This is a genomic window from Imhoffiella purpurea (assembly GCF_000585215.1).
GTDB classification, from domain to species: Bacteria; Pseudomonadota; Gammaproteobacteria; order Chromatiales; family Chromatiaceae; genus Imhoffiella; species Imhoffiella purpurea.
This window is the reverse complement of sequence record NZ_AONC01000046.1, coordinates 1-22,455: the sequence shown is the minus strand read 5'-3', so window position 1 is coordinate 22,455 and position 22,455 is coordinate 1. Positions and strand designations below refer to the sequence as shown.

Below are 22,455 nucleotides of genomic sequence, written 5' to 3'. Positions count from 1 at the left end.
TGCGGAGTAGAAGAATGACCCACCCGACCTCAGAGGATCTCAAGCCGCGCCCGATCAGCGTGCCGCCCCATCCTCAGTGGCCCAGCCTGTCCCCGGACGAGAAGACCCGAGTCAAGGCACGCATCCGAGATCTGCTCGCGGCCGAGAAGGCCACCCTGGTCGCCCATTACTACACCGACGACGACCTTCAGGAAATGGCCGAGGAAACGGGCGGAATGGTCGCGGACTCGCTGGAAATGGCCCGTTTCGGCACCACGACCCAGGCCCAGACCCTGGTCGTCTGCGGCGTCCGCTTCATGGGCGAGACGGCCAAGATCCTCAATCCGGAGAAGCGCGTGCTCATGCCCGACCTGGGCGCCACCTGCTCCCTCGACGAAGGCTGCCCGGCCGATGCGTTCACCGCCTTCTGCGACGCGCACCCGGATCACACGGTCGTCGTCTATGCCAACACCAGCGCCGAGGTGAAGGCCCGCGCCGACTGGGTCGTCACCTCCAGCATCGCGCTGCCGGTGGTCGAGCATCTGGCCGCTCAGGGCCAGAAGATCCTCTGGGCGCCGGACCGACACCTGGGACACTATGTCCAGCGCATGACGGGCGCCGACATGCTGCTGTGGAACGGCGCCTGCGTGGTGCACGAGGAGTTCAAGTCGTTCGCCCTCGAACGGGTGCGCAAGCTGCACCCGGACGCCGCCGTGCTGGTGCATCCGGAGTCGCCGGACGAGGTGGTGGATCAGGCGGATCTGGTCGGTTCGACCACCCAGCTCATCAAGGCCGTCTCCGAGATGCCGAACCGCGAGTTCATCGTCGCCACGGATGCCGGCATCTTCTGGAAGATGCATCAGATCGCCCCCGATAAGACGCTGATCCCGGCGCCGACGGCGGGAGAAGGTGCGACCTGCGAGAGTTGCGCCCACTGCCCCTGGATGGCGATGAACGCATTGCAGAACCTGGAGCAGGTGCTGCGGACCGGCGATCAGGAGATCCATATCGATCCGGCGATCCGCGAACGCGCCCTGGTCCCGATTCGCCGCATGCTGGACTTCGCCCGTCGCTAGGTTTCCTTGGGGCGATCCGCCAGGACCGCCCATCTTCCGGTCAGGTGTTTCGGTTTTCTCTGAACCGTGACTAGGTTATAGGCCGCGACATGTGTTTCTCAACCCGAGCACCCTGCCGTCCGAACGTATCCCGGCCCTGTATCCACAGCCGCGAGGCGTTGATCAAAAGACGACCAGTCACGAATTCTTCATCGAGGACGGCCGATTAGAGGCTGTCTGCACAGCTTATCCACAGAGACGTTCACGCCCCCTGGGGAAAAGATGGCGATACCCAGCATGACCCCGACCATCCCCCGGTACATCGGACTGAACCGAGACCATCCGCAGGCGTCCAACGCGCTGAACTGGCGGGGACGGAATCTGCGCGGATTCGCGCCCATGGAGGAACGGGCGCAACTGACCCAGGATCAAGCTCGCTGCGCGCCGGCCAAACGGCTCGTTTAGAATGGCGGCCATTGTCCGAACCGCGCCATCCAAGCCACCCGCGCGATATCGAACCGATTGAGCACCAACCACCGGATCCACAGACCATGACCGAACATCACCCCAACGTCGATCGCGCCGAAATCAGCAAGTTCGAGGAACTCGCCTCGCGCTGGTGGGATCCGCACAGCGAATTCAAGACCCTGCACGACATCAACCCGCTGCGTCTCGACTATATCGAGCGCGGCGCCGGCGGCCTGGCCGGCAAGCGCGTGCTGGACGTGGGCTGCGGCGGGGGCATCCTCTCCGAGAGCATGGCCCTGCGCGGCGCCGAGGTGACCGGCATCGACATGGGCGACATGCCGCTGCGCGTCGCCGAGCTGCACACCTTGGAGACCGGCGTCCAGGTCGAGTACCGCCGTATCCCGGTCGAAGTTCTCGCCGACGAGATGCCGGGCGCATTCGACGTGGTCACCTGCATGGAGATGCTCGAGCACGTCCCCAGTCCCGCCTCCGTGATCGCGGCCTGCGCCCGTCTGGTCCGCCCGGGCGGCCAGGTCTTCTTCTCCACCCTGAACCGCAACCCCAAGTCCTATCTCATGGCCGTCGTCGGCGCCGAATACATCATGCGCATGCTCCCGCGCGGCACCCACGACTTCTCGCGCTTCATCCGCCCCTCCGAGCTCGACGCCTGGATCCGCCCCACCGAGCTGCGCACCGTCGATATGAGCGGTATGCGCTACAACCCGCTGACCCAGACCTACCGGCTCCATCCCCAGGATCTGGACGTCAACTATCTGGTGACCTGCGAGCGCGACACGGATGGCTGAGCGGGCGCCAGTCCGCGACGGCGCGGTACTCTTCGATCTGGACGGCACCTTCGCGGACACGGCCCCGGATCTGGCCGCCGCGCTCGAACGCCTATGCCTGCGCCACGGCAAACCGGTGCTGCCCTTCGAGCGGATCCGGCCGCACGTCTCGCACGGTGCGCGCGGCATGCTCCAGGTCGGCTTCGGGCTCGAACCCGAGGATCCGGGATTCGAGCCGTTGAAGACCGAATTCCTCAAGATCTACGCCCCCGCGCTGGTCGAGCGCACCAGGCCCTTCCCCGGCATCCCCGAGCTGGTGGACGCGCTCGAATCGCGCGGCATCCCCTGGGGCATCGTCACCAACAAGCTGACCTTCCTCACCGAGCCCCTGATGGAGGGACTCGGCTACCGCGCCCGTGCCGCCTGCATCGTCTGCGGCGACACCACGCCCCGGCCCAAGCCCGCCCCCGAGCCCTTGCTGTTCGCCGCCGACCGGATCGGGATCGACCCGGCCCGCTGCTGGTACCTCGGCGACGACGCGCGCGACATCCAGGCCGGACTCGCCGCCGGCATGGGGACGCTCGCCGCGCTCTTCGGCTATCTCGGCACGGGATCCGCTCCGGCCGACTGGGGCGCGCACGGACTCATCGCCCACCCGCTGGACACGCTCGACTGGCTCCAGACCCCCATCGGCCCATGACAGACCCGACACCCGAAACCACCTGGCGCTTCCCCAACGCGGCCACCCCGCCCGGATCCTCGGTCTATTACAGCCTGCTGTTCTCACCGGCCGATCTCCGCAACGACCTGGTCGTCCTCCACGCCTGGCGACACGAGATCGCCGGCACGCCCGACCAGGTCAGCGAGCCCCAGGTCGCCGCCGCCAAGCTCGACTGGTGGGCCGTAGAACTGGAACGCACCCTCGGCGGCGACGCGCAGCATCCACTGACCCGTGCGCTGGCCCGGGTCCGCGATCGTCATGCGCTGCCGGCCGAACCGCTGCGGTCGCTGCTGACATCCGCCGTCGCGCGACTCTCACCGACTCGGCCCGCGGATTTCGCCGAGCTCGCGGCCGAGGCCGAGCAGGACATGGGAGCGCTCTTCGAACTGACCGCCCGCTGTCACGGCCACATCGATCCGAGCACCCTCGCCGCCGCCCGACACCTGGGCGCCTACTGCGGCCTGGTCGCAGGCATCCGGGACAGCGGCTGGTCGTTGCGTCGAGGCCGTCACGGTCACCTGCCAGCCGACCGCCTCGAAGAGGCGCGAATCGACCGCCGACAGATCCGACTCGACGAGCACGAGGCCCAGCTGCGCGCCATCCTTGCCCGTGTCGCCGAGGACCTGAAGGCCATGCGCGCCGAGAGCGTCGGAAGGCACGCGAAGCTGCCAAGGACGCTCCGCATCCGCGCCCGACTGAGCGACCGGCTCCTGGCCGAACTCGAATCCAGCGACTTCGACGTCATGAACCAACGCATGTCACTGACGCCGATCCGCAAGCTTTGGCATGCTTGGCGGATACGCTGACTCTGGAACCGATCGCCCTCGGATCGATCCGAGAAGAGCACCCAGGGATCGGTTCATCCTTGAGGATCAGGCTTGTGATTCGGTCCGGCAAGACTGACGCGAGAGCACTCGAGATAGCACTGGTTGAGCTTGACCTCAAGAACGCGAATCGACTCGCCAGTTTCAATGGCGGTCGAGCTAGCCAAGCTACGCACACGACGACGACGAGCCTTCTCGGTGTCCTTCAGGTGAGGATTGGTCCGAGTCAAGGTATTGTCTTTCATGCGAGACATCTCATCAGGTTCATAACGGCCATGCTACTCGAAACCCTACAGGCACAACGCGAAGCCATCATCGCCTTGAGCGAGCAGTACGGCGCGCGGCACATCCGCGTCTTCGGTTCCGTCGCCAGAGGCGAGGAAGGACCGGACAGCGATGTGGATCTAGTGGTCGAGTTTCCGCGCGGCTACGACCTGTTCGCACAGCGCATCCCCTTGAACGAGCGTTTGAGCGAGCTGCTGGGCCGCACGGTCGAGCTGATCCCTGAGCACGAACTCAACCGCCATATCCGTGATCAGGTGCTGACCGAGGCGATCGAATTATGAGCAAGACCTGGCAAGCCTATGCGCGTCATATCCTGGACGCCATCGCGCGCATTCGTCTGATCCAGGGCCGAGGCGATCTGACCCAAGACGTCGTCCTCTACGATGCGGCGCTTCGCAACCTGCAAACGCTGTCGGAGGCGACACAGCAGTTGCCCTCTTCGTTGAAGGACTTGCACCCTGAGATTCCCTGGCGGCAGATCAGCGGCTTTCGCAACATCCTCGTGCACAACTATCTGGGCGAGATCGACCCGCTCACCATCGCCGCCGTCATCGAGCGCAACTTACAGCCACTGGAAGACTGCGTTCGCGGCATGCTCGATAGAGACCCCGACAACAAATAACGCGATGCACTTCTGTACCCGTTGAGCCAAGGAAACCGCGCATCACTAAAGCCAGCCGGACCGGACCGAATCGACCGGCTGGCATCACACCAACCCACTCGGCCGGAATCGGAGCGCAAGCCGACTCCGTCCAAGAGATATTCCGCAAGACGAGGATCATCCAGCAATGGATCAACCGAACAACCAACCCAACACCCAAGCGAACGACCGCGGACAGCGGCTCAGCGAGCGCATCATCCTGGTCACGGGCGCGCTCGAAGGCATCGGGCGCGCGGTCGCCATGGCCTGCGCGTCCGAGGGCGCGACCCTCATCCTGTCGTCGTTCGAGGAGGCCGATCTGGAGCCGGTCTACGACGCGATCGTCGCCAACGGATGGCCGCAGCCGGCCATCCTGCCGCTGAATCTGGAGACGGCCGGCGAGCGCGACTTCATCGGCGCCGCCGACATCGTCGCCGACACCTTCGGACGGCTCGACGGTCTGGCGCACTGCGCCGCCTCGGCCCCCTTCCTCAGCCGGATCGACGACTACGATCCCGGCGAGTGGGAACGTGTGATCCGCATCAATCTCACCGCCCCCTTCATGCTGACCCAGGCCTGCATGCCCATCCTGCGGCTGTCCGAGGACGCCTCCATCGTCTTCACCTCCGACCGGGTCGGGCGCACCGGGCTGGCCTACTGGGGCGCCTATGCCGCCGCCAAATTCGGCACCGAGGGACTGATGCAGGTGCTGGCCGACGAGACCCGCGACAGCAGCCGTATCCGGGTCAACAGCATCGACCCGGGCGTTCTGCGCACCGCGCTGCGGGCCAACCTCTATCCGGGCGAGGACCCGAACAGCCACCCGGCGCCCGAGAGCGTCACCGAGGCCTACATCCAGCTGCTGAGCACCGAGACCCGGGACCTGACCGGCCGGGCCTGCAGCGTCGATCCGGCGACCGGCAAGCTCCTCTGAGCACGTGCCGGGCCACTATCCACGCGACCACCCGGCGCCGATGCGCGCCCGCACGGACTCCTCGCGTTCGAGCTCTTCCAGCGCCGCCTCGATGTGCGCCAGCCGCTGGTCGACCTCGGGCAGCAGCACGTCCTCCAGCGCCCGGGCACGCCGGGCGGTGCGGGCATAGTCGGCGCGCAGACGCTCCAGGTTGGCGGCCATCGCCGCCAACTGGGCCGCCTTGGGGACGAGGACCGCGAAGGCCGCCCGGCAGGCATCGGCCTCCGGGCTGGCCTCCACGCCCGGCGGCGGCTCGGCCCGCTCTCCCAGTTCGACCTCGACATCCTCCAGAGACACGCCCAGGACCGAGCGCCGGCGCACATCCAGCACCCCCTCCAATGCCGGCATCGCCGGATAGACCTCCAGCCCATCCAGACCCTGGCGAACGATCGCCGTCTTCAGCAGGTCGCAGGCATGCGCGTAATCCGCGTCGAACGCGCGGCGCGCCGTCTCGTAGCGCCGGATCTCGGCCAGCATCTCGGCGGCCAGGATGAGACGCTTCTCGTCGAGGAAGCGGTAGCCCTCGCGCAAACCGGTCCGCTCCTCGGCCAGCTCCAGCCGGGCGCTCTGGGTGGGGACCAGGGTCTCGTCGGTCATCTCAGATGCTCATGGATCTGGCGGTCGTCCAGCCGATGCAGCTCGCCAGGCGGCAGCTCCCGCAAGAGACGCCAGCCGATGTCCATGCCCTCCTCCAGGGTGCGCACCGCATCGCCCTGGGCCAGCAGATCGCGCTCGAAGGCGTCGCCGAAGCGCAGCAGGCGGCGATCCCGCTCGGAGAGCCCGTCCTCCCCGACCACGCTGGCCAGCACCCGGGCCTGCCGGGCCTGGCTGTAGGTGGCATAGAGCTGCGCCGCCAGGGCCGGATGGTCCGCATGGGTGCGTCCCCGGCCCGTTCCGTCCTTCATCAGACGCGACAGACTGGGCAGCAGACGGATCGGGGGATAGTGCGCGCGCCGATGCAGATCGCGATCGAGGACGATCTGGCCCTCGGTGATGTAGCCGGTCAGATCCGGGATGGGATGGGTGATGTCGTCGTTGGGCATGGTCAGGATGGGCAGCTGGGTGACCGAGCCCAGCAGACCGCGGATGCGCCCGGCACGCTCGTAGAGGGTCGCCAGGTCCGAATAGAGATAGCCCGGATAGCCCTTGCGGCTGGGGATCTCGCCGCGGCTCGCCGAGACCTCGCGCAGCGCCTCGCAGTAGTTGGTGAGGTCGGTCAGGATGACCAGGACGTGCTTGCCCTCGGCGAAGGCCAGATATTCGGCGGCCGTGAGCGCGAATCTCGGGGTCAGCAGACGCTGGGCGCTCGAATCGCTGGCCAGATTGAGGAAGAGCACCGTGCGGGCAAGGGCGCCGCTCTTCTCCATCTCCTCGCGGAAGAACTCGGCGCTGTCGTGCGGGATGCCGATCCCGGCGAAGACGATGGCGAACTCCCCAGACTCGGATTCCTCGTCGGGCAGACGCGCGTTGCGCGCGATGTCCACCGCGATCCGGTCGTGCGGCAGACCGCCGCCCGAGAAGATCGGCAGCTTCTGCCCGCGCACCAGGCTGTTCATCAGATCGATGGCGCTGAACCCGGTCTCCAGATACTGGTCCGGCGCCTCGCGCGCCGAGGGCTTGATCGGATGGCCGTCGACCCGATAGGCCCGTGCCGCCGCCAGCGGCGGACCGCCGTCCAGCGGCTTGCCGACCCCGTCGAAAATCCGCCCGAGCAGACCGGGACCGACATGGAAGCGCAGCGGCTCGCCGAGAAAGCGCACCCGGGTGCCGCTGAGCGCGAGTCCGGCGGAATCGTCCAGCATCTCGACCGTGACCGACTCCAGGTCCAGCGCGGCGATGCGGCCCAGACGCACGGATCCGTCGGCGCCCTCGACCTCCACGGCCTCGTTCAGGCCGACGTCCAGGCTGCGCTCGAGGAACAGCAGCGGACCCTCGGCCCGATAGGCGATCTCCTCGCCGACGAGTCTGGCGTACATGACGAGCCCCCATTCTAGCCGTTATATCGATCACAGCCTTCCGCACCCATCGCGCACGATGCGATTCGCGACGCTCATCGCATCCTACATGGCGTCGGTGCCGTCGCGGGAATCGCCCACCCCCTCCCCGCTCTCCCGCCCGGCATCGATCAGGCGCCGCACGACGGCCGTGAGCTCGCGATCGATCGCGGCGAAGGCGTCCCAGTCGCCGTCCGGGATCTCCTCGCCCATGCGGGTCAGCCGCCGGTAGACCGGATCCTCGGCGATACGCTCGGGCGCAATGCCGGCGTCGAGCAGACGCTCGGTCCCTTCGAGGAAGCTCCCGATCAGACGCATCATCACCGCCTGACGCTCGGGCGAGGCATAGCGGTCGTTCTCCGAGAAGGCCGACTGGCGCAGGAATCCCTCATTCACCAGCTGGGCGCAGATCAGCAGGGCGCGCTGGCGCGCCGGCATGGCGTCGCGCCCGATGATACGGGCCATGCGCTCCAGTCGCGATTCCTCCTCCAGGAGCGTGAGGAAACGGCTGCGCAGCTCCTGCCAGCGGGTGCAGCCCTGGGTGTGCCACCAGCGCGCCAGACGCTCGGCCACCAGGCTGTAGGAGTTGAGCGGATTGATGGCCGGATAGAAACGCGCCTGGGCGCGCTTGGCGTCGAGTCCCCAGAGACAGCCGACATAGCGCTTGGTATGGGTGGTGACCGGCTCGGAGAAATCGCCCGAGGGCGGACTGACCGCGCCCAGCAGGGTCACCGAGCCGAGATCGCCACCCAAGGTGCGCACCCGGGCGGCGCGCTCGTAGAAGTCGGCCAGCCGGCTGCTCAGATAGGCCGGATAGCCGCCCTCCCCCGGCAGCTCGCCGAGCCGGCCCGAGACCTCGCGCAGCGCCTCGGCCCAGCGGCTGGTCGAGTCGGCCATGAGTGTGACCGCGAGCCCCTGGTCGCGGAAATACTCGGCGACCGTGATGCCGGTATAGATGCTCGCCTCGCGCGCCGAGACCGGCATGTTGGAGGTGTTGGCGATGACCAGGGTGCGCTCCATCAGCGGACGGCCGGTGCGCGGGTCCTCCAGCTCGGAGAACTCGGCCAGCAGACCGGCCATCTCGTTGCCGCGCTCGCCGCAGCCGACATAGACGATCAGATCGGCGTCGCACCACTTGGCGACCGTCTCCAGCAGCACCGTCTTGCCGGTGCCGAACCCGCCCGGAATCGCCCCGGTCCCGCCGCGCGCGACCGGGAAGAGACAGTCGATCAGGCGCTGACCGGTCAGCATCGGCTGGTCCGAGGGCAGACGTGCCGCGACCGGGCGCGGAACCCGCACCGGCCACTCGTGCGACATGGTCACGGCATGCGGCGAGCCGTCGTCCGCGCGCAGCCGGCACAGGGGCTCGTCGTCCAGATAGCGGCCGGCATCCAGGATCTCGACCACCTCGCCGGGCGGGTGCCCGGGCGGAATCAGGCAGCGCAGATCGAGCGCGGTCCCGTTCGAGAGGGTGCCGATCGACCCGCCCGGACTCACCCGGTCGCCGACGCGCACGCCGGGCTCGAAATGGAAGCGCTGCGGCTCGATCCGGCAGAGACCCGGCTGGACGTAGGGATCGCTCGGATCGCCGATGGGACGCAGCAGTCCGTCGAAGATGCGCGACAGGATGCCGGGCCCCAGGCGCACCGAGAGCGGACGTCCCGTGCCCTCCACAAGAACGCCTGGACGCAGTCCGCTGGTGTCCTCGTAGAGCTGGACCGTGATCTCGTCGCGGGCGATGCGGATGACCTCGCCGAGCAGACGCCGCTCGCCGACCGTCACCGACTCGCGCAGCTGGAAGGATCCCTCGGGCCGTGCCCGCATCACGGGTCCCGAGACCCAGATGGCGCTGGCCCGGCTCATTCCCCGTCCCCTCCGCCCAGCGGCGCGGCAAGGAGCGCCAGCAAGCGGGCCTCGATCCGGCGCCGATCGCGCAGCAGACCATCCAGGCTGGCGTCGAGCAGGGCGTCGCCGCACTGGATCAGCAGTCCGGCACGCAAGACACCGTCGGCCAGGAACTGGGGCAGCGCCAGACCCTGACCCAGGATCCATTCGGACATGGCCCGGCGCTCGCCGGCCGCCCAATCGGGCGGATGACGCACCCGCCAGGTCCCGAGCGGCATGACCGCGCGTGCCTGGGCCGCGGCCGACCGGGTCCAGCGCTGGCGCCGCCCCGGATCCTCCCAGCACGACTCCAGGGCCGAACGCAGCCTCGGCCAGGCCAGTTCGAGCAGATGCGTCTGGACCCCTTCGCTCCGCGCCCTCAGCCGGGTATCGCGCTCGGCCCGGATGGCCTGGATGCGCGCCCTGGCATCCCTGCGCTCCGAGAGCACGACATCGTGCAGCCGGGCGCGCTCGCGCCCGTAAGTGTCGCGCAGCAGATGGGCCGCATCGGCACGGGCCGCATCCAGAATGGCGCGGCATTCGCGCTCGCGATACTCCAGCACCAGATCGAGCAGACCCTGGGTGCGCTCCTCCAGATTCATTCGCCGAGCCCCAGCTGATGCCGCATCCGTCCGGCCAGGTCGGGCGCCGGATGGAGACCGCGCGCGTCCGAGACCACCAGCACCAATGGACGCCCGGCGCGCTGGACCTGACGCAGCCGATCGGGCGGGAGCGCCTCGGCCATCTCGGTCGTGATCAGGATGAGCCTGGAATCCAGGCACAGTCGCTCGAAGAGGTCCGTCGCCTCGCCTGGACACGGGTGATGCACAGCAACACCGGCGAGCCGGAACCCGGCCGCCGTGACCGCATCGCCGATGAAGGCGCAAAAGGCCACGAGGTCCGGGCTCAGCCGAGCCGATTGAGGATGAGCACCGAGACGATCAGGCCGTAGATGGCGATGCCCTCGGCGAGTCCGACCAGGATGATCACGCGCCCGAAGAGCTCGGGCTTCTCGGCCAGGGCACCCATAGCGGCGGTCCCCACGCTGCCGACCGCGTAGGCGGCCCCGAGCGATCCCAGCCCGGTCGCCAGCGCGGCCGAGATGAAACCCCAGCGCATGACGCTGGGATCCAGCGCGACACCGGCCGCATGCCCGGCCTCGGCAGCCAGGACGTCCGGGTGCCAGAAGACCAGACTGGCCGCGCCGGCCAATAGGGCGGCACCCAGGATCATGAAACCCACCAACAGGACCTGCCGTTTCATTCGCGTCGACTCCATACCCAGCTCATCGCAATGATAGACCAGTCGCCTCCTCGATCCGAATCAGGCCCGGCGGCGCGGACAGCGGACGGAAGACCCGTCCCTCGCCGCGCAGGAAGCGGTTGAAGAACTCGAACAGCACCAGACGCGTGGTCTGGATCGAGACCACCAGCCCCTCCAGCACGATCACCACCAGATTGCCCAGGACCATGATCAGCAGCCAGGCCCAGACCGGCGCCGAGTCAGCCATGGAGCAGACCGCCGCCGAGAGGCTGGCATGGGCCAGGGCGAAGGCGCCCACCCGGGCGAAGGAGATGGTGTTCGTCAGCCACTGCATGGCGGACTCGACCAGATGACCCAGGGCCGCGAGACTCCCGATCAGGCGCCGCCCTATCCAGAAGGCGCCGCTCCACGACCAGAGCGCGCCGACCAGGGCCAGCCACAGCAGATCCGGCTCGGCCAGACCCAGCACCAGCCCCAGATAGAAGATCAGAAGGCCCAGATCCTGGGCGATCCAGGCCCCCAGATCCCCGCGCCAGCGCGCGCCGAACCCGGAGAGGAGCTGCCCGAGACCGAGCAGCGGAACGGCGAGGACAAGGGGCACGGCCAGCACCTGGACGGGGTTATCCAGCGGACTCGTCCAGAGCGCGGGCAGCAGATCCTCGCGAGCGAAGAGGCTGCCATAGAGCAGACCGAAGCACATGGCCGAGACGCCCCCGAGGACCAGCAGCCTGGCCAGCGGCCAGCGGGACTGGAGCCAGAGCCCGATCCCGAGCAGGACCGCGCCCTGCCCAAGGTCGCCGAACATATAGCCGAACAGCAGCGGCACCAGCACGGCCAGCAGGGGCGATGGATCCACCTCGTCCGATCCGGGCACGCCCAGCGCCCTGGCGAAGACCTCGAACGGCCGGATCCAGGCCGGATTGGCGAGGATCTGAGGCGGCCGCTTGCCGACGGGCGGCGGCACCAGCCGGATCAGGGCGCGCGTGCGCGCCGCGTTCAGGGCACGCACCAGACCGGCACCGCTCAGATCGCGCGTCCAGCCCGTGATCCAGACCAGATGGGCGCTGGCCGGCTCCAGCGCCCCGACCTCCCGGGCAAACCAGCTCAGCCCCGAGATCTCCCCGAGCCGGTCGCCCAGATCGAACTCGTCGAAGAGGGTATCCAGCTCGGCATAGAGATGGACCGCCCGACTCGACAGCCAATCACGACGCTCGGCGATCCGTGCCAGGGCCTCGTCCGCATCGCCGTTCAGCCAGGCGGGACGCTCGACGAGCTGGCCCTTGAGCGACTGGACCAGCCGCTTGGCCGCGTCCAGCCGATCCCTCGGCCCCAGGACCAGGAAGCAGCGCTCGCCCTCCCAGGGCACCCGGCGCGGCAGGATGCGATCGGGCCACTGCGGATCCGCCCCAGCCGGCAGGATGGCGCAGAAGGATCCGAGACAGGGTCCGGCGTGCACCAAGGCGTCGAAGTCCAGATCGCTGTCGGCGATGCGGTCGACGACCTGGCCCAGCCATTTGAGCCGGACCAACTCCTCCTCGGCGGACTGCAGACGGTCGATCAGCGGATCGGCCTCCCGGGACCAGGCGCGCAGACGCGCCAGACCGCGCTCCAGCACCACCTCGGGCGCCTCGACCAGCAGGGCCCGACGCCAGCCGCCGCGCTCCCAGTAGCGTCCGTAGCGAGCGAGCAGCGCCTCGTATTCGGACAACCCCTGGACCAGGTGCGCGAGCGGCGAATCGGTCCGGACGCGGTCGCGCAGTTCGAGCTCGACGGCCCCCGTGCGGGCCAGCTCGGCCAGGGTGCGCACGCTCTCGTCGCGCGGACAGAGGACCTCGAACCAGCGGGTGGAGATCGGACGGAACATCAGGCCGGCTCCGTCGCGAAGAGCGCCCGTTCGAGCAACTCGGCGCGCAGACGCTCCAGATCGAGCAGAACCATGCCCAGATAGCTGAAGACGGCGGCCGGCCGCAGCGGATTGAGGTGAAGATGCATCCGCAGCGCCGAGCGCAGCGAGCGGCGGAGCTCCCAGGCGGTTCCGGGCGGCGCCGAAGCGAAGTATCGGCGATGATCCCGGATCAGCTCGATCAGCGGATCCAGCCCCTGGCTCGCACCCGATTCCGGAGAGAGCGCCCGCCAGCGGTCGAACCAATGGACCCCGATTCCAGCATCGCCCGGATTCCCGTCCTCTGTCAGAAAACCGGCCGCGACCAGGGCATGGGAATCGAATCCGCCGGCATCGTCGAGCAGGTGACGGGCGAATGCGTCCCGGGACATCCACTCGGGCACCTCGCCGTCACGCAGCAGGTGCTCGATCATGGCCAGCCAGGGCAGCCACTCCAGCCATTCGACCGCCGGACGCCAGCCGCGCGGCACCCAGCCGGCCGTCTCCCGCACGGATTCGCGGGCGAGTAGACGCAGATTCGATTCCAGGACATGGACATGGCTCTGGGCCGACAGGCCCTTCACCCAATCGCGCAGCGGACCTGACCGCGACTCTTCGAGAAAGGCGGCGAACCGCCTCACGCCCGCCAGACGATCCCAGTCGGCATCGCTCGGCAGACGCGAGACATGGGCCTGGATCCGGGCCTGGGCATAGCCGAAACCGGCCTGGACACTCATGGGTCGCGCTCCTCGTCAGGCTCCGGGGATGGGGCCGCGCCGACGATCTCCTCGACCAGGGCCCGGACCGCCCGATCGAGCCGGGGCGGATCGACGAGCCCCGGATCGGCATCCGGCCATTCCGTCCGAGACGAGGACAGGGAGTCCCGAGCCCGATCGACGGCCGCATCGGCCCGTCTGTGCACGGTCAGCATACGTGCCTCGGTGCGCCGCTCGATCCGCCGTGCCCGCTCCTCGGCTGCCGCGACCAGCTCCGCCGCCTCACGGCGGCAGACCTCCAGATGCGCGCGCGCCTCGGCCTCGACCTCGAGCACACGATTGAAGGCGGCATCCACCCGCCCGGCATCCTCGTCCAAGGGCGTCTTCTTCATGGGTCTCACCAGCGCCCGGTGCCGATCCTTCACCGACACCTGCATTGTCCAGCGCCGAAGGCTGGGGTCTGGAAGCTCCCATAGTAGGCGTCGGTAACAGGACGGCAACTGACCTGGAGCAAACACGGCATGGATCTGCAACGCGCATTTTTCCCCCGCTTCGCTTAAGGTATCGAGTCGAAAGACGTCTGGAATCACCGCATTCGAGCGACAAGTTCTCGGACGGCCTCTCAACAGCGCTGCAATTGAAGGTATCCGGATGGACGACACCCTCAAACGATTGCTCGACGCCGAGATGCGCGCGGAACGGCTCGCCAAGCAGGCCGAGGAGGAGCAGGAGCGCATCATCCAGAAGGCCATCGCCGATGCCAAGATGGAGAACGACCGCTTCACCGCGCGGATCCCCGAGCTGCATCGCGCCTTCATCGCCAAGTCCGAGGAACGGGCCGAGCAGACCGTGGCCGAGCTGAAGCGCCGCTACGACGAGCGTCACGTCCGGCTCCGCGACCAGGCCGAACAGCGCGAGGACCAGGCGCTGGAGGCGGCCTTCCAGATCCTGATCGGGGCCGAGCGCTGAGGCCATGGGCAGGGTCGCGGACCAGGCCTATCTCAACACCCGGGTGTCGGTGATGGCGATCCGGCTCTTCGCGCCCGATCTCACCGAGCAGCTCGCCCAGATGCCGCTCACGGCCCTCGCCGAGCGTTTCGGGCTCGCCTCCCTGCTCGACGAGCAGCCCTCCACCGCCACGCGCAGCCGCGCCATCGAACAGAGCCTGATCCGGCTGCTGATGACCGAGCTGCAGATCCTGGTGCGTCCGATGAAGCCCGCCGAGCGCGACCTGCTGCTCGCCTGGGGCCGCAAGTACGCCCTCTTCAATCTCAAGACCCTGATCCGGGGCAAGCTCTATGCCCTGGACCAGAAGGAGATCCGCGACCACCTCTACGACCTGCCCGAGCGTCTCGGACTGCCCGAGCAGGAGCTGTTCCGCGCCGAGAACGTGCTCGACCTGCTGCGCCAGCTGGAGGCCGGACCGTACCACCAGGTCGCCCGCCAGGCGCGCGAGATCTTCGAGCAGCAGCGCGAGCCATTCGCCCTCGAGGCGGCGGTCGATCAGCGCTATTACGCCGGTCTGGTGCGACGCATCCTCGAGTTCGACACCCACCAGCAGGCCTCGCTGCGCCGCCTCATGGGCGCCGAGCTGGACCGTGTGGCCCTGCTGTGGATGCTGCGCTTCCGCTTCGCCTATGGGCTCTCGCCGTCCGAGACCTTCTACCAGCTGGTCCCCTCGATGCGCCTCATGACCCGCGACCGTCTGCTGCGCCTGGTCGAGCTCGAGGGACTGGAGCAGGTGCTGCACGCGCTGCCGTCCCCGCTGGACCAGACCATGGCCGACTGCGCCAGCATCGCCGAGGTGCAGCAGCGCATGGAGTCCCATGTGCGCTGCGAGCTGCGCTGGATGCTGGCCCGCAGCCCGTCCGGCGTCGCCCGGGCGCTGGCCTATCTGATGCTCCGCGAGGGCGACCTGCTGCGCCTCTTCGCCGTCGTCCAGGGCCGGCTGCTGCAGTTCCCGGACGCGCGGATCCGGATGGCCCTCGACCTCATCGACGCCGAATGCGCCTCGGGCGCGCGGCGCGCCGCCTGAGCGCAGGAGCCGATCCACCGAGCCCGACACCACGACAGCGAGATCCAGCCATGATGAGGCCCATGCCCATGAAGCACGTCCGTCTGCTGGTCCTGACCGAGGACCTGCCGCGGGCGTCTCTGGCACTGGCCGACACCCAGAGTTTCCATCCGGACAGCCGCCCGCCGGCCGAGACCCAGCTGGACGCGCTGCCCGGACACCAGTACCACGAGGTCTTCATCCAGGCCCGTTCGCGTCTGGACAAGATCGCCCGGCTCGTCCCGCCGGACGCCCCGCCCGCGATCTCCCCCATCCGGGTCGTCGACCTCGCCGAGCTCGACCGGCTCAACGCCTGGCTGGGCGGGCTCTGGGACGAGACCTCGGGCTACGAGGAGGCGTTCAGGGGCCTCGACGACGCCGAGCGTCTGGTCAGGGAGCAACAGGCGGCACTGGAGAACTTCGCCCAGCTCAACATCGACCTGGGGATGCTGCAGAGCCGGACCCGCTTCCTCGACATCCATGTCGGCCGGGTTCCGCGCGAGAACCTGCGCCAGCTGGAGGGCGCGGTCGGTCTGGCGAAGCACATCCTGCACCTCTACATGCAGACGGACGCGGACGCCCATGTGGTCATCGTCGGCCCGGCCGGCGAGAAGGAATCCGCCCTCGCGCCCGTGCTCTCGGCGGCCGGATTCCAGAACCTGCCCATCCCGCAGGGGCTCGACCGGCCCCCGGCCGAGCTCCAGAAGGAACTGTCCATCCGGCTCGACGAGATCGAGGAACAGCGCCGCGCGCTCCGCAAGACCCTGGACGCCTGGGCCGCGCCCCATCGCGAGCGGCTGACCGAGGCCCGGCATACGCTTCTCATGGCCGAGCCCCTGGTGGAGCTGGATCCCTCCCTGCGCAGCGCGGGACACCTGGCGCATCTCGCGGGCTGGGTCCCGGCCCGCTCGGTCGGCCGACTGGAACGGCGGCTGCGGGAGACGCTGGGCCAGCCGTTCGACCTGAGCGTGCGCGACCCGCTGCCCGAGGAGCGTTCGCTGGTCCCGACCGTCCCGGTCCGAAGCCGGCTGCTCGCCCCCTTCGGCATGCTGGTCGGCCAGTACGGCATCCCCGCCTACGGCGAGGTGGACCCGACGCCCCTGTTCGCCGTCACCTTCCTGCTGATGTTCGGCAGCATGTTCGGCGACCTGGGACAGGGCGCGGTCATCGCCGGCGCCGCCCTCCTCTTCCGCCGCAAGCTCGGACGCTTCTGGCTCTTCGGTCTGCTGGCCGGACTCGCCTCCATGGGCTTCGGACTGCTCTACGGCAGCGTCTTCGGCTACGAGCACGTCCTGCCCGCGCTCTGGATGAGCCCGCTCAGCGATCCGCTGCTGATGCTCTCCATCGCCCTGGCCTGGGGCGTGGTCTTCATCGCCACCGCCTGTCTGCTGGCCATCTACAACCGGCTCGCCGTGCGCAACTGGTCCGGCGCGCTCTTCGGACACCATGGCGTCGTCAACCTGATCTTCTATCTGGCGCTGGTCGCCGGCGGACTGGGAATGGAGCGCGGGGATGGATTCGGCCTCCATACCTGGGTGCTGATCGCCGGCTCGCTCGCCGTGCTGGCCTGGCACAGCTGGCGCCATCAGGAGGGCGGACTGAGCGAGCGGATCCTGGTCGTCTTCATCGAGACCCTGGAGACCGTCATCGGATACGTCTCCAACACACTCTCCTTCCTGCGGGTCGCGGCCTTCAGCCTCAACCATGTGGCGCTCTCCATCGCCGTCTTCAGCCTGGCGGACATGATGGGTGCCTTCGGACATCTGGTCACCGTGATCCTGGGCAACCTCTTCGTCCTGGTGCTGGAGGGGGGCATCGTCATGATCCAGGTGATGCGTCTGCAGTATTACGAGGGATTCTCGCGCTATTTCTCGGGGGACGGTCACGCCTTCAGCCCGCTGCGTTTCCGCCGCGGCCTCTCCTGAGGGACCGCCGACACCCGGATCGACATCGACCGACACGACACCCGACAACCCGACCCCGGAGCACATCATGTACTGGCTCGTCGCCCTCATGTCTCTCGCCATCCTCGGCCTGATCGTCGCCGGATTCCATCTGGAGCTGCGACCGCAACGCGCGGCCGCGATCCGCGCCTGGTACAGACCCGCGCTCGGCACCCAGCTGGTGGTCTTCGTCGGCGCCCAGCTCGCCCTGCTGGTGCTCGGCATCGACCAGGTCCTCGCCAGCCCGGAGACGGCGGGCGCGGCGGCCGAGGGCGTCCGGGAGATGTCCACCGGGATGGGCCTGGCCATCATCGGCGCCGGCATTCCGACCGCGCTCTCGACCATCGGCGCCGGCATCGCCGTGGGACCCATCGGCGCGGCGTCGCTCGCGGCCATCACCGAGAAGCCCGAGAACCTGGGGCGCACCCTCATCTATCTGGGTCTGGCCGAGGGTATCGCCATCTACGGCCTGGTCATCTCGATCCTGCTGCTGAACAAGCTCTGAGATCCGAGGGACCGCCGCCGCGATGGACGCCCAACCGAACCCGAGCCAAACCACCCGCATGCTGTTCCTCGGCGATGCCCGGCTGGCCGACGGCTTCCGGCTGATCGGCTTCGAGACCCATCCGGACCCGACCCCGGAGACGGTCGACGGGCTCTTCCGCGAGCTGCAGCGCGCGCGCGACAAGGCCTTCGTCATCGTCGACGACGCCATCATGGGCCGGAAGATCCCGCACCTGGAACGGGCCCGCCGCGAGGGCGGCCGCATCCTGGTGATCGCGGTGCCGGCGCTCAACGCGCCCCCCGAGCTCACCAGCGAGGTGGCCCAGCGTCTGGCGGCCCTGTTCGGCGCCTCCGCACTCGAACCCAGCCACACCGGGGAGCGACAGCCACAGTGAATCAGGTAGACGAACTGGAACGGGCCATCCTGGCGCGCGCCGAGCGGCTGGCCAGCGAGTACCGCGACCGCGCCGGACGCAGCCGCGACAGCATCCTGCGCGAGGCCGCCGAGCGCCTGCGGCTGCGCGAGGAGCGCGAGGAGTCCATCGCCCGGGCGCTCGGCGAGCGCACCTTCCATCAGCGGGTCCAGGCCAGCGAGATCAAGCTGCAGACCCATCTCGACCGCATGCGCTGGAACCTGGTGCAGGGCGTCGAGCGCAATCTCGCCGAGCGGATGCGAACCTTCATGCGGGACGAGGAGGCCTATGGCGCCTGGCTCCTGCAGCTCATCCTGGGCGCGGCCCGGGTCATGGAGTCGGACGCCCTCCTGGTCAACGCCAACATCCAGGATCAGCACGCCCTCTACACCAGCTGGGACCTCATCTCCAACCACCTCCCGGAGGGCAAGGAGATCGGGCTCGTCCCCAAGGAGCAGGCGCTCGACACATTGGGCGGCGTGCTGGTCACCAGCGCCGACGGCCGCATCCGCGTCGACCACACCTTCGAGGGCCGGCTCGAGCGGCTGCGCCCCCGGATCCAGCAGACCATCCTCGAACGCCTGCTGCCGGGCGGTTTCGACACGGGCAACCTCTTCACCGGATGAGACCATGAGCGAAGCGAACAGAGTCGGCGTCATCCGCGACATCAACGGCCCCATCGTCACCATCGACCTGCCCGGCGTGCGTAGCGGCGAGCAGGTGAAGATCGGCGAGCTGGGGCTCTTCGGCGAGGTCATCTCGCTGCACGGCCGCGAGGCCGTGGTCCAGACCTACGAGTCGACCGACGGGGTGCGACCGGGCGAGCCGGCGGTGGGCGTCGGCTGGCCGCTCTCGGTCGAGCTGGGTCCCGGGCTCATGGGCGGCATCTTCGACGGGGTGCAGCGTCCGCTGTCCAAGATCGCGCTCGAATCGGGCGACTACATCCGCCGCGGCATCTCCATCCCGGCGCTGGACCGGAGCCGGCAGTGGGAGTTCGAGCGCGCCGAGGGGCTGGAGGCCGGCGCCGAGATCGGACCCGGCAGCGTGCTGGGCACGGTCCAGGAGACCCAGACCATCCTCCATCGCATCCTGGTGCCGCCGGGCGTCGCGGGCGAGCTAGAGGAGATCGCCCCGTCCGGCGCCTACGACATCGAGTCCACCATCGCCCGGGTGCGCGACGCCAAGGGCAACAGCCATCGGCTGAGCATGTACCAGCGCTGGCCGGTGCGAAAACCCCGCCCCTATCGTCGCCGCGACGACGGGGTCGCCCCCTTGATCACCGGACAGCGGGTCATCGACACCTTCTTCCCCCAGCTCAAGGGCGGCAAGGGCGCCGTGCCCGGCCCCTTCGGCGCCGGCAAGACCGTGGTCCAGCAGCAGGTCGCCCGCTGGTCCAACGCCGACATCGTCATCTACGTCGGCTGCGGCGAGCGCGGCAACGAGCTGGTCGACGTGCTGGAGACCTTCCCTCAGCTCGACGACCCCTACTCCGGGCGCAAGCTGATGGAGCGCACCCTGCTGGTCGCCAACACCTCCAACATGCCGGTGGTGGCGCGCGAGGCATCGGTCTACGTCGGCATCACCATGGCCGAGTACTACCGCGACATGGGCTACGACGTGGTCATGCTCGCCGACTCCACCAGCCGCTGGGCCGAGGCCCTGCGCGAGGTCTCGGGCCGGCTCGGCCAGATGCCGGTCGAGGAAGGCTATCCGGCCTATCTCGCCTCCCGCCTCGCCGCCGTCTACGAGCGCGCCGGCCGGGTCGAGACCTACGACGCCGGCTCCGGCTCGGTCACCCTCATCGGCGCCGTCTCCCCGCCCGGCGGCGACTTCTCCGAGCCCGTGACCAGCCACACCAAGGACATCATCGAGACCTTCTGGGCACTCTCCAAGGAGCTCGCCGACGCCCGACACTATCCCTCGATCGACTGGGTCACCAGCTTCTCGGGCCACGTCCAGACCGCCGCCCAGTGGTGGCACAAGGAGATCGACCCGAACTGGGAACAGCGCCGCGCCGCCGCCCTCGCCCTCCTCGCCCGCGACGCCGAACTCTCGCGCATCGTCAATCTGGTCGGGCCGGAGGCGCTGTCCGATGCACAGCGCTGGGAGTTGGAAGGGGCTGCGCTTATCAAGGAAGGCGTGTTGCAGCAGAGCGCGCTCGATGACATCGATACCTTTTGCTCGCCGGCCAAACAGTTTGCTTTGCTGGATCTGGCTATTGGGATCTATCGGAGCGGGGAATCGCTGATTCAGCTGGGGGTGCCGGTGTCGGAGCTGCAGAATTTGCCGCTACTGGCCAAGATGCGGAGGATCAAGTCGATGTATTCGAGTGAGGAATTGGATCGGATACAGGGGTTTCGGGATGAGGTTGAGAAGACGATGGAGGGGATTCGGGTTGAGTATGCGAAGCAGGGGGGTGGAGTGGGAGTGGAATAGGGGTATTTGTGTCGAATATTCGCGGAATATCGGCATTGAGTTTCCGCCTAGTTCTGATATTTTGGATATCAGCCTTATATAATATGTATAAATTCCGCCTAACACACTGTTAATAGGAAGAACTAATGAATAAAGAGCGATGGATTGAAATCGGGGCGCTAGGTGCTGGCACTGTTATTCTTGCAGTTGCGCTCAGCAAAGTCGATGAGGCATTTGGATGGCCTTGGCTCATTGCTGGAGCTTTGGGGTCTTTCTCAATTTTAGTTCTCTACTCCTTATCTGTTTCGGTTGGAGTCAGGTCAAAATACGAGCAGCAACTGGAAGTCTTATCGAAAAGCATTCAAGCCTTGGAATACAAAGAAAAACCAGACTGGCTGTACCCAACTCACCAAATAAACGAAATAGAGGAAAGCATAAAAGCCAAAGATATTTGGGTAGTTTCCCCAGACTTGGAGAATGACACTGCCGATGCTGACGTTATTCCCATTGTGAAATCTAATGCAAAAAATGGAGTTCGCTACACATATGTAGTGCCTGACAATGAACTTATTGATGCTCGCATCAAAGAATTGATAGCGGTATTCAAAGGAATTCGAAGCAAACCGCAAATTATCAAGATGCCTGAGAAAGAATTTTTCTTGATGACAATTACGCATATAACTGTCTACAACCCAAAAGGTGAGGGCGGGAAACCCGGAAGAGTGTTTCTCGAACTTCCGGTCAACGGGCGTGGCTGGTGGATTGAAATGTGTCGCGGTTATGGATCACCCTACATCGGCCGAATCGGCAAGATTATAGAGCATGAACTTGAGGCTGAACATGCTAACAATGCGCCACACCCGACCGCCATGGTCGCTACAGCTCCCCCTGCGTCAGGTGAGCGCTAACGTTAGGTGCCACCATGAATCACAGTATTCCCGTACCGAAGATCAAGACCACTGGACGTCAGGACATCAGGATGATCTGTGAGATTCTTCGAGTGTGCACGTCAGGTAAGATACCTGTTCCAGTAATTGAACTTCACCTTAGAAACGTCAGCGATATTCTTGACGGGCACCCTATTAACTTCGACTCATTGGAATTTGACGAGGCAGTTAGGTTGCGTAGTTTCAGCGACTTCACAAAATCTGTGGTCTCGTTCTGTCTAGCCAGCAAACTGTGCAACTCAGAGGTAAGATTGATAGATGCAGGGGTCATGCGCCCGATAGAAGTGTACTACACGAAAGTCACTTGGTTTGGCCGTCTCTTCAGAAAAATGCCGTATTTTTTTCAGTGGACGACGGTGAAAACCCTTGGCGCCACACTTTTCGCCGTCGATGCGTTAAAGAAGTACCGATGGCTATTCTCCGTCGGCTCCCTAGTAGCAGGTGCGATTGCATGGATCAAAGCGCACGACCTATCAGGAATAATCATCGTGGTCGCCATAACTACAGGAATTCTGGCTTCGCTTGCGGCTGCCTGGATTGCTCACTTACTTGGCCTCGACGCCGATGACACCTAATAGGAAAAAGGGGACTAGGAAAAAGGGGACGGATCTAAAAAAGGAAAAAGGGTAGAGTAGAGAGCAGGTCGCCCATCGCGGTAGCCATGGCTTATCTGTTTCCGCGCCTTTCGTTTCGCGGTGCCTAAATAGCCAG

27 protein-coding genes are annotated in these 22,455 nt (G+C 66.9%); 17 read left to right on the top strand and 10 right to left on the bottom strand.

Annotated elements, in window-relative coordinates; all coding sequences use genetic code 11:
* The first annotated feature begins 14 nt into the window (after positions 1 to 14).
* The 5 genes from nadA (at position 15) to D779_RS15145 (ending at position 3,814) form a co-directional block, all read left to right on the top strand.
* Positions 15 to 1,055 (top strand): quinolinate synthase NadA, encoded by a 1,041-nt coding sequence (gene nadA / locus D779_RS15165; protein ID WP_043755660.1) that lies wholly within the window; start codon positions 15 to 17, stop codon positions 1,053 to 1,055.
* Between the two features lie 261 nt (positions 1,056 to 1,316).
* Positions 1,317 to 1,499 (top strand): hypothetical protein, encoded by a 183-nt coding sequence (locus D779_RS15160; RefSeq protein WP_043755658.1) that lies wholly within the window; start codon positions 1,317 to 1,319, stop codon positions 1,497 to 1,499.
* 86 nt (positions 1,500 to 1,585) lie between these two features.
* Positions 1,586 to 2,308 (top strand): bifunctional 2-polyprenyl-6-hydroxyphenol methylase/3-demethylubiquinol 3-O-methyltransferase UbiG, encoded by a 723-nt coding sequence (ubiG, locus tag D779_RS15155; RefSeq protein ID WP_043755656.1) that lies wholly within the window; start codon positions 1,586 to 1,588, stop codon positions 2,306 to 2,308.
* Positions 2,301 to 2,987: an HAD family hydrolase gene (locus D779_RS15150; protein ID WP_043755654.1), complete on the top strand. Its 687-nt coding sequence runs from the start codon at positions 2,301 to 2,303 to the stop codon at positions 2,985 to 2,987. The genes ubiG and D779_RS15150 overlap by 8 nt, the downstream gene beginning before the upstream one ends.
* Entirely contained in the window at positions 2,984 to 3,814 is an 831-nt protein-coding gene (locus tag D779_RS15145) for a squalene/phytoene synthase family protein (protein WP_043755652.1), read from the top strand. Before D779_RS15150 ends, D779_RS15145 begins: the two co-directional genes overlap by 4 nt.
* Before the next feature lie 53 nt (positions 3,815 to 3,867).
* Here the strand turns inward: D779_RS15145 and D779_RS22325 are convergent, their stop codons facing one another.
* Positions 3,868 to 4,077, bottom strand: coding sequence for a hypothetical protein (locus D779_RS22325; RefSeq protein WP_157726422.1), 210 nt, complete (start codon positions 4,075 to 4,077; stop codon positions 3,868 to 3,870).
* Positions 4,078 to 4,107: 30 nt separating this feature from the next.
* Between D779_RS22325 and D779_RS15140 the strand changes: the two genes are divergently transcribed.
* From D779_RS15140 to D779_RS15130, 3 genes are all read left to right on the top strand, one after another.
* Entirely contained in the window at positions 4,108 to 4,398 is a 291-nt protein-coding gene (locus D779_RS15140; RefSeq protein ID WP_043755676.1) for a nucleotidyltransferase family protein, read from the top strand.
* Complete coding sequence (locus D779_RS15135) at positions 4,395 to 4,739, top strand: HepT-like ribonuclease domain-containing protein (RefSeq protein WP_043755650.1); 345 nt, start codon at positions 4,395 to 4,397, stop codon at positions 4,737 to 4,739. The genes D779_RS15140 and D779_RS15135 overlap by 4 nt, the downstream gene beginning before the upstream one ends.
* 166 nt (positions 4,740 to 4,905) lie before the next feature.
* Positions 4,906 to 5,691 (top strand): SDR family NAD(P)-dependent oxidoreductase, encoded by a 786-nt coding sequence (locus D779_RS15130; protein WP_043755648.1) that lies wholly within the window; start codon positions 4,906 to 4,908, stop codon positions 5,689 to 5,691.
* Between the two features lie 15 nt (positions 5,692 to 5,706).
* Here D779_RS15130 and D779_RS15125 read toward each other — a convergent pair whose 3' ends face one another.
* The 9 genes from D779_RS15125 to D779_RS15085 all read right to left on the bottom strand — a co-directional run bounded on the left by D779_RS15125 (position 5,707) and on the right by D779_RS15085 (position 13,900).
* A complete protein-coding gene (locus tag D779_RS15125; RefSeq protein ID WP_043755646.1) occupies positions 5,707 to 6,327 on the bottom strand; it encodes a V-type ATP synthase subunit D in 621 nt (206 codons plus the stop codon).
* A complete protein-coding gene (locus tag D779_RS15120; RefSeq protein ID WP_043755644.1) occupies positions 6,324 to 7,706 on the bottom strand; it encodes a V-type ATP synthase subunit B in 1,383 nt (460 codons plus the stop codon). The genes D779_RS15125 and D779_RS15120 overlap by 4 nt, the downstream gene beginning before the upstream one ends.
* Before the next feature lie 84 nt (positions 7,707 to 7,790).
* Complete coding sequence (locus D779_RS15115) at positions 7,791 to 9,587, bottom strand: V-type ATP synthase subunit A (protein WP_052348169.1); 1,797 nt, start codon at positions 9,585 to 9,587, stop codon at positions 7,791 to 7,793.
* Complete coding sequence (locus D779_RS15110) at positions 9,584 to 10,210, bottom strand: hypothetical protein (RefSeq protein ID WP_043755643.1); 627 nt, start codon at positions 10,208 to 10,210, stop codon at positions 9,584 to 9,586. The genes D779_RS15115 and D779_RS15110 overlap by 4 nt, the downstream gene beginning before the upstream one ends.
* The gene (locus D779_RS15105) at positions 10,207 to 10,503 is read right to left on the bottom strand and encodes a V-type ATP synthase subunit F (RefSeq protein ID WP_043755641.1); all 297 of its coding nucleotides are present in this window, start codon (positions 10,501 to 10,503) and stop codon (positions 10,207 to 10,209) included. The genes D779_RS15110 and D779_RS15105 overlap by 4 nt, the downstream gene beginning before the upstream one ends.
* An 11-nt stretch (positions 10,504 to 10,514) precedes the next feature.
* Positions 10,515 to 10,871, bottom strand: a complete 357-nt coding sequence (locus tag D779_RS15100) for an ATP synthase subunit C (RefSeq protein WP_043755673.1) — start codon at positions 10,869 to 10,871, stop codon at positions 10,515 to 10,517.
* A gap of 22 nt (positions 10,872 to 10,893) precedes the next feature.
* Positions 10,894 to 12,735 (bottom strand): V-type ATP synthase subunit I, encoded by a 1,842-nt coding sequence (locus tag D779_RS15095; RefSeq protein ID WP_043755639.1) that lies wholly within the window; start codon positions 12,733 to 12,735, stop codon positions 10,894 to 10,896.
* Positions 12,735 to 13,490: a hypothetical protein gene (locus tag D779_RS15090; protein ID WP_043755637.1), complete on the bottom strand. Its 756-nt coding sequence runs from the start codon at positions 13,488 to 13,490 to the stop codon at positions 12,735 to 12,737. The genes D779_RS15095 and D779_RS15090 overlap by 1 nt, the downstream gene beginning before the upstream one ends.
* Positions 13,487 to 13,900, bottom strand: coding sequence for a hypothetical protein (locus D779_RS15085; RefSeq protein WP_157726421.1), 414 nt, complete (start codon positions 13,898 to 13,900; stop codon positions 13,487 to 13,489). The genes D779_RS15090 and D779_RS15085 overlap by 4 nt, the downstream gene beginning before the upstream one ends.
* 220 nt (positions 13,901 to 14,120) lie before the next feature.
* Between D779_RS15085 and D779_RS15080 the strand changes: the two genes are divergently transcribed.
* From D779_RS15080 to D779_RS22315, 9 genes are all read left to right on the top strand, one after another.
* The gene (locus tag D779_RS15080) at positions 14,121 to 14,438 is read left to right on the top strand and encodes a hypothetical protein (protein ID WP_043755634.1); all 318 of its coding nucleotides are present in this window, start codon (positions 14,121 to 14,123) and stop codon (positions 14,436 to 14,438) included.
* Positions 14,439 to 14,442: 4 nt separating this feature from the next.
* On the top strand, positions 14,443 to 15,504 hold the full coding sequence (locus tag D779_RS15075) for a V0D/AC39 family V-type ATPase subunit (protein WP_043755632.1): 1,062 nt from the start codon (positions 14,443 to 14,445) through the stop codon (positions 15,502 to 15,504).
* Between the two features lie 68 nt (positions 15,505 to 15,572).
* The gene (locus tag D779_RS15070) at positions 15,573 to 17,447 is read left to right on the top strand and encodes a V-type ATP synthase subunit I (RefSeq protein WP_081763548.1); all 1,875 of its coding nucleotides are present in this window, start codon (positions 15,573 to 15,575) and stop codon (positions 17,445 to 17,447) included.
* A 67-nt stretch (positions 17,448 to 17,514) separates the two neighbouring features.
* On the top strand, positions 17,515 to 17,970 hold the full coding sequence (locus D779_RS15065; protein WP_043755629.1) for an ATP synthase subunit C: 456 nt from the start codon (positions 17,515 to 17,517) through the stop codon (positions 17,968 to 17,970).
* Positions 17,971 to 17,992: 22 nt separating this feature from the next.
* Entirely contained in the window at positions 17,993 to 18,364 is a 372-nt protein-coding gene (locus D779_RS15060) for a V-type ATP synthase subunit F (RefSeq protein WP_043755627.1), read from the top strand.
* A complete protein-coding gene (locus D779_RS15055; RefSeq protein WP_043755624.1) occupies positions 18,361 to 19,008 on the top strand; it encodes a V-type ATP synthase subunit E in 648 nt (215 codons plus the stop codon). Before D779_RS15060 ends, D779_RS15055 begins: the two co-directional genes overlap by 4 nt.
* Positions 19,009 to 19,012: 4 nt before the next feature.
* The gene (locus tag D779_RS15050) at positions 19,013 to 20,818 is read left to right on the top strand and encodes a V-type ATP synthase subunit A (RefSeq protein ID WP_043755623.1); all 1,806 of its coding nucleotides are present in this window, start codon (positions 19,013 to 19,015) and stop codon (positions 20,816 to 20,818) included.
* Positions 20,819 to 20,943: 125 nt separating this feature from the next.
* Positions 20,944 to 21,705 carry a hypothetical protein gene (locus D779_RS22320; RefSeq protein ID WP_157726420.1) on the top strand — a complete coding sequence of 254 codons (762 nt, stop codon included), beginning with the start codon at positions 20,944 to 20,946 and terminating at the stop codon, positions 21,703 to 21,705.
* A 14-nt stretch (positions 21,706 to 21,719) separates the two neighbouring features.
* The gene (locus tag D779_RS22315) at positions 21,720 to 22,319 is read left to right on the top strand and encodes a hypothetical protein (protein WP_157726419.1); all 600 of its coding nucleotides are present in this window, start codon (positions 21,720 to 21,722) and stop codon (positions 22,317 to 22,319) included.
* The last annotated feature ends 136 nt before the right edge of the window (positions 22,320 to 22,455 follow it).

Bases quoted from the DNA above. Each gene is read 5' to 3' on its own strand.
- nadA (WP_043755660.1), top strand. From the start codon at position 15: ATGACCCACCCGACCTCAGAGGATCTCAAGCCGCGCCCGATCAGCGTG.
- D779_RS15160 (WP_043755658.1), top strand. From the start codon at position 1,317: ATGGCGATACCCAGCATGACCCCGACCATCCCCCGGTACATCGGACTG.
- ubiG (WP_043755656.1), top strand. From the start codon at position 1,586: ATGACCGAACATCACCCCAACGTCGATCGCGCCGAAATCAGCAAGTTC.
- D779_RS15150 (WP_043755654.1), top strand. From the start codon at position 2,301: ATGGCTGAGCGGGCGCCAGTCCGCGACGGCGCGGTACTCTTCGATCTG.
- D779_RS15145 (WP_043755652.1), top strand. From the start codon at position 2,984: ATGACAGACCCGACACCCGAAACCACCTGGCGCTTCCCCAACGCGGCC.
- D779_RS22325 (WP_157726422.1), bottom strand. From the start codon at position 4,077: ATGAAAGACAATACCTTGACTCGGACCAATCCTCACCTGAAGGACACC.
- D779_RS15140 (WP_043755676.1), top strand. From the start codon at position 4,108: ATGCTACTCGAAACCCTACAGGCACAACGCGAAGCCATCATCGCCTTG.
- D779_RS15135 (WP_043755650.1), top strand. From the start codon at position 4,395: ATGAGCAAGACCTGGCAAGCCTATGCGCGTCATATCCTGGACGCCATC.
- D779_RS15130 (WP_043755648.1), top strand. From the start codon at position 4,906: ATGGATCAACCGAACAACCAACCCAACACCCAAGCGAACGACCGCGGA.
- D779_RS15125 (WP_043755646.1), bottom strand. From the start codon at position 6,327: ATGACCGACGAGACCCTGGTCCCCACCCAGAGCGCCCGGCTGGAGCTG.
- D779_RS15120 (WP_043755644.1), bottom strand. From the start codon at position 7,706: ATGTACGCCAGACTCGTCGGCGAGGAGATCGCCTATCGGGCCGAGGGT.
- D779_RS15115 (WP_052348169.1), bottom strand. From the start codon at position 9,587: ATGAGCCGGGCCAGCGCCATCTGGGTCTCGGGACCCGTGATGCGGGCA.
- D779_RS15110 (WP_043755643.1), bottom strand. From the start codon at position 10,210: ATGAATCTGGAGGAGCGCACCCAGGGTCTGCTCGATCTGGTGCTGGAG.
- D779_RS15100 (WP_043755673.1), bottom strand. From the start codon at position 10,871: ATGAAACGGCAGGTCCTGTTGGTGGGTTTCATGATCCTGGGTGCCGCC.
- D779_RS15095 (WP_043755639.1), bottom strand. From the start codon at position 12,735: ATGTTCCGTCCGATCTCCACCCGCTGGTTCGAGGTCCTCTGTCCGCGC.
- D779_RS15090 (WP_043755637.1), bottom strand. From the start codon at position 13,490: ATGAGTGTCCAGGCCGGTTTCGGCTATGCCCAGGCCCGGATCCAGGCC.
- D779_RS15080 (WP_043755634.1), top strand. From the start codon at position 14,121: ATGGACGACACCCTCAAACGATTGCTCGACGCCGAGATGCGCGCGGAA.
- D779_RS15075 (WP_043755632.1), top strand. From the start codon at position 14,443: ATGGGCAGGGTCGCGGACCAGGCCTATCTCAACACCCGGGTGTCGGTG.
- D779_RS15070 (WP_081763548.1), top strand. From the start codon at position 15,573: ATGAAGCACGTCCGTCTGCTGGTCCTGACCGAGGACCTGCCGCGGGCG.
- D779_RS15065 (WP_043755629.1), top strand. From the start codon at position 17,515: ATGTACTGGCTCGTCGCCCTCATGTCTCTCGCCATCCTCGGCCTGATC.
- D779_RS15060 (WP_043755627.1), top strand. From the start codon at position 17,993: ATGGACGCCCAACCGAACCCGAGCCAAACCACCCGCATGCTGTTCCTC.
- D779_RS15050 (WP_043755623.1), top strand. From the start codon at position 19,013: ATGAGCGAAGCGAACAGAGTCGGCGTCATCCGCGACATCAACGGCCCC.
- D779_RS22320 (WP_157726420.1), top strand. From the start codon at position 20,944: ATGAATAAAGAGCGATGGATTGAAATCGGGGCGCTAGGTGCTGGCACT.
- D779_RS22315 (WP_157726419.1), top strand. From the start codon at position 21,720: ATGAATCACAGTATTCCCGTACCGAAGATCAAGACCACTGGACGTCAG.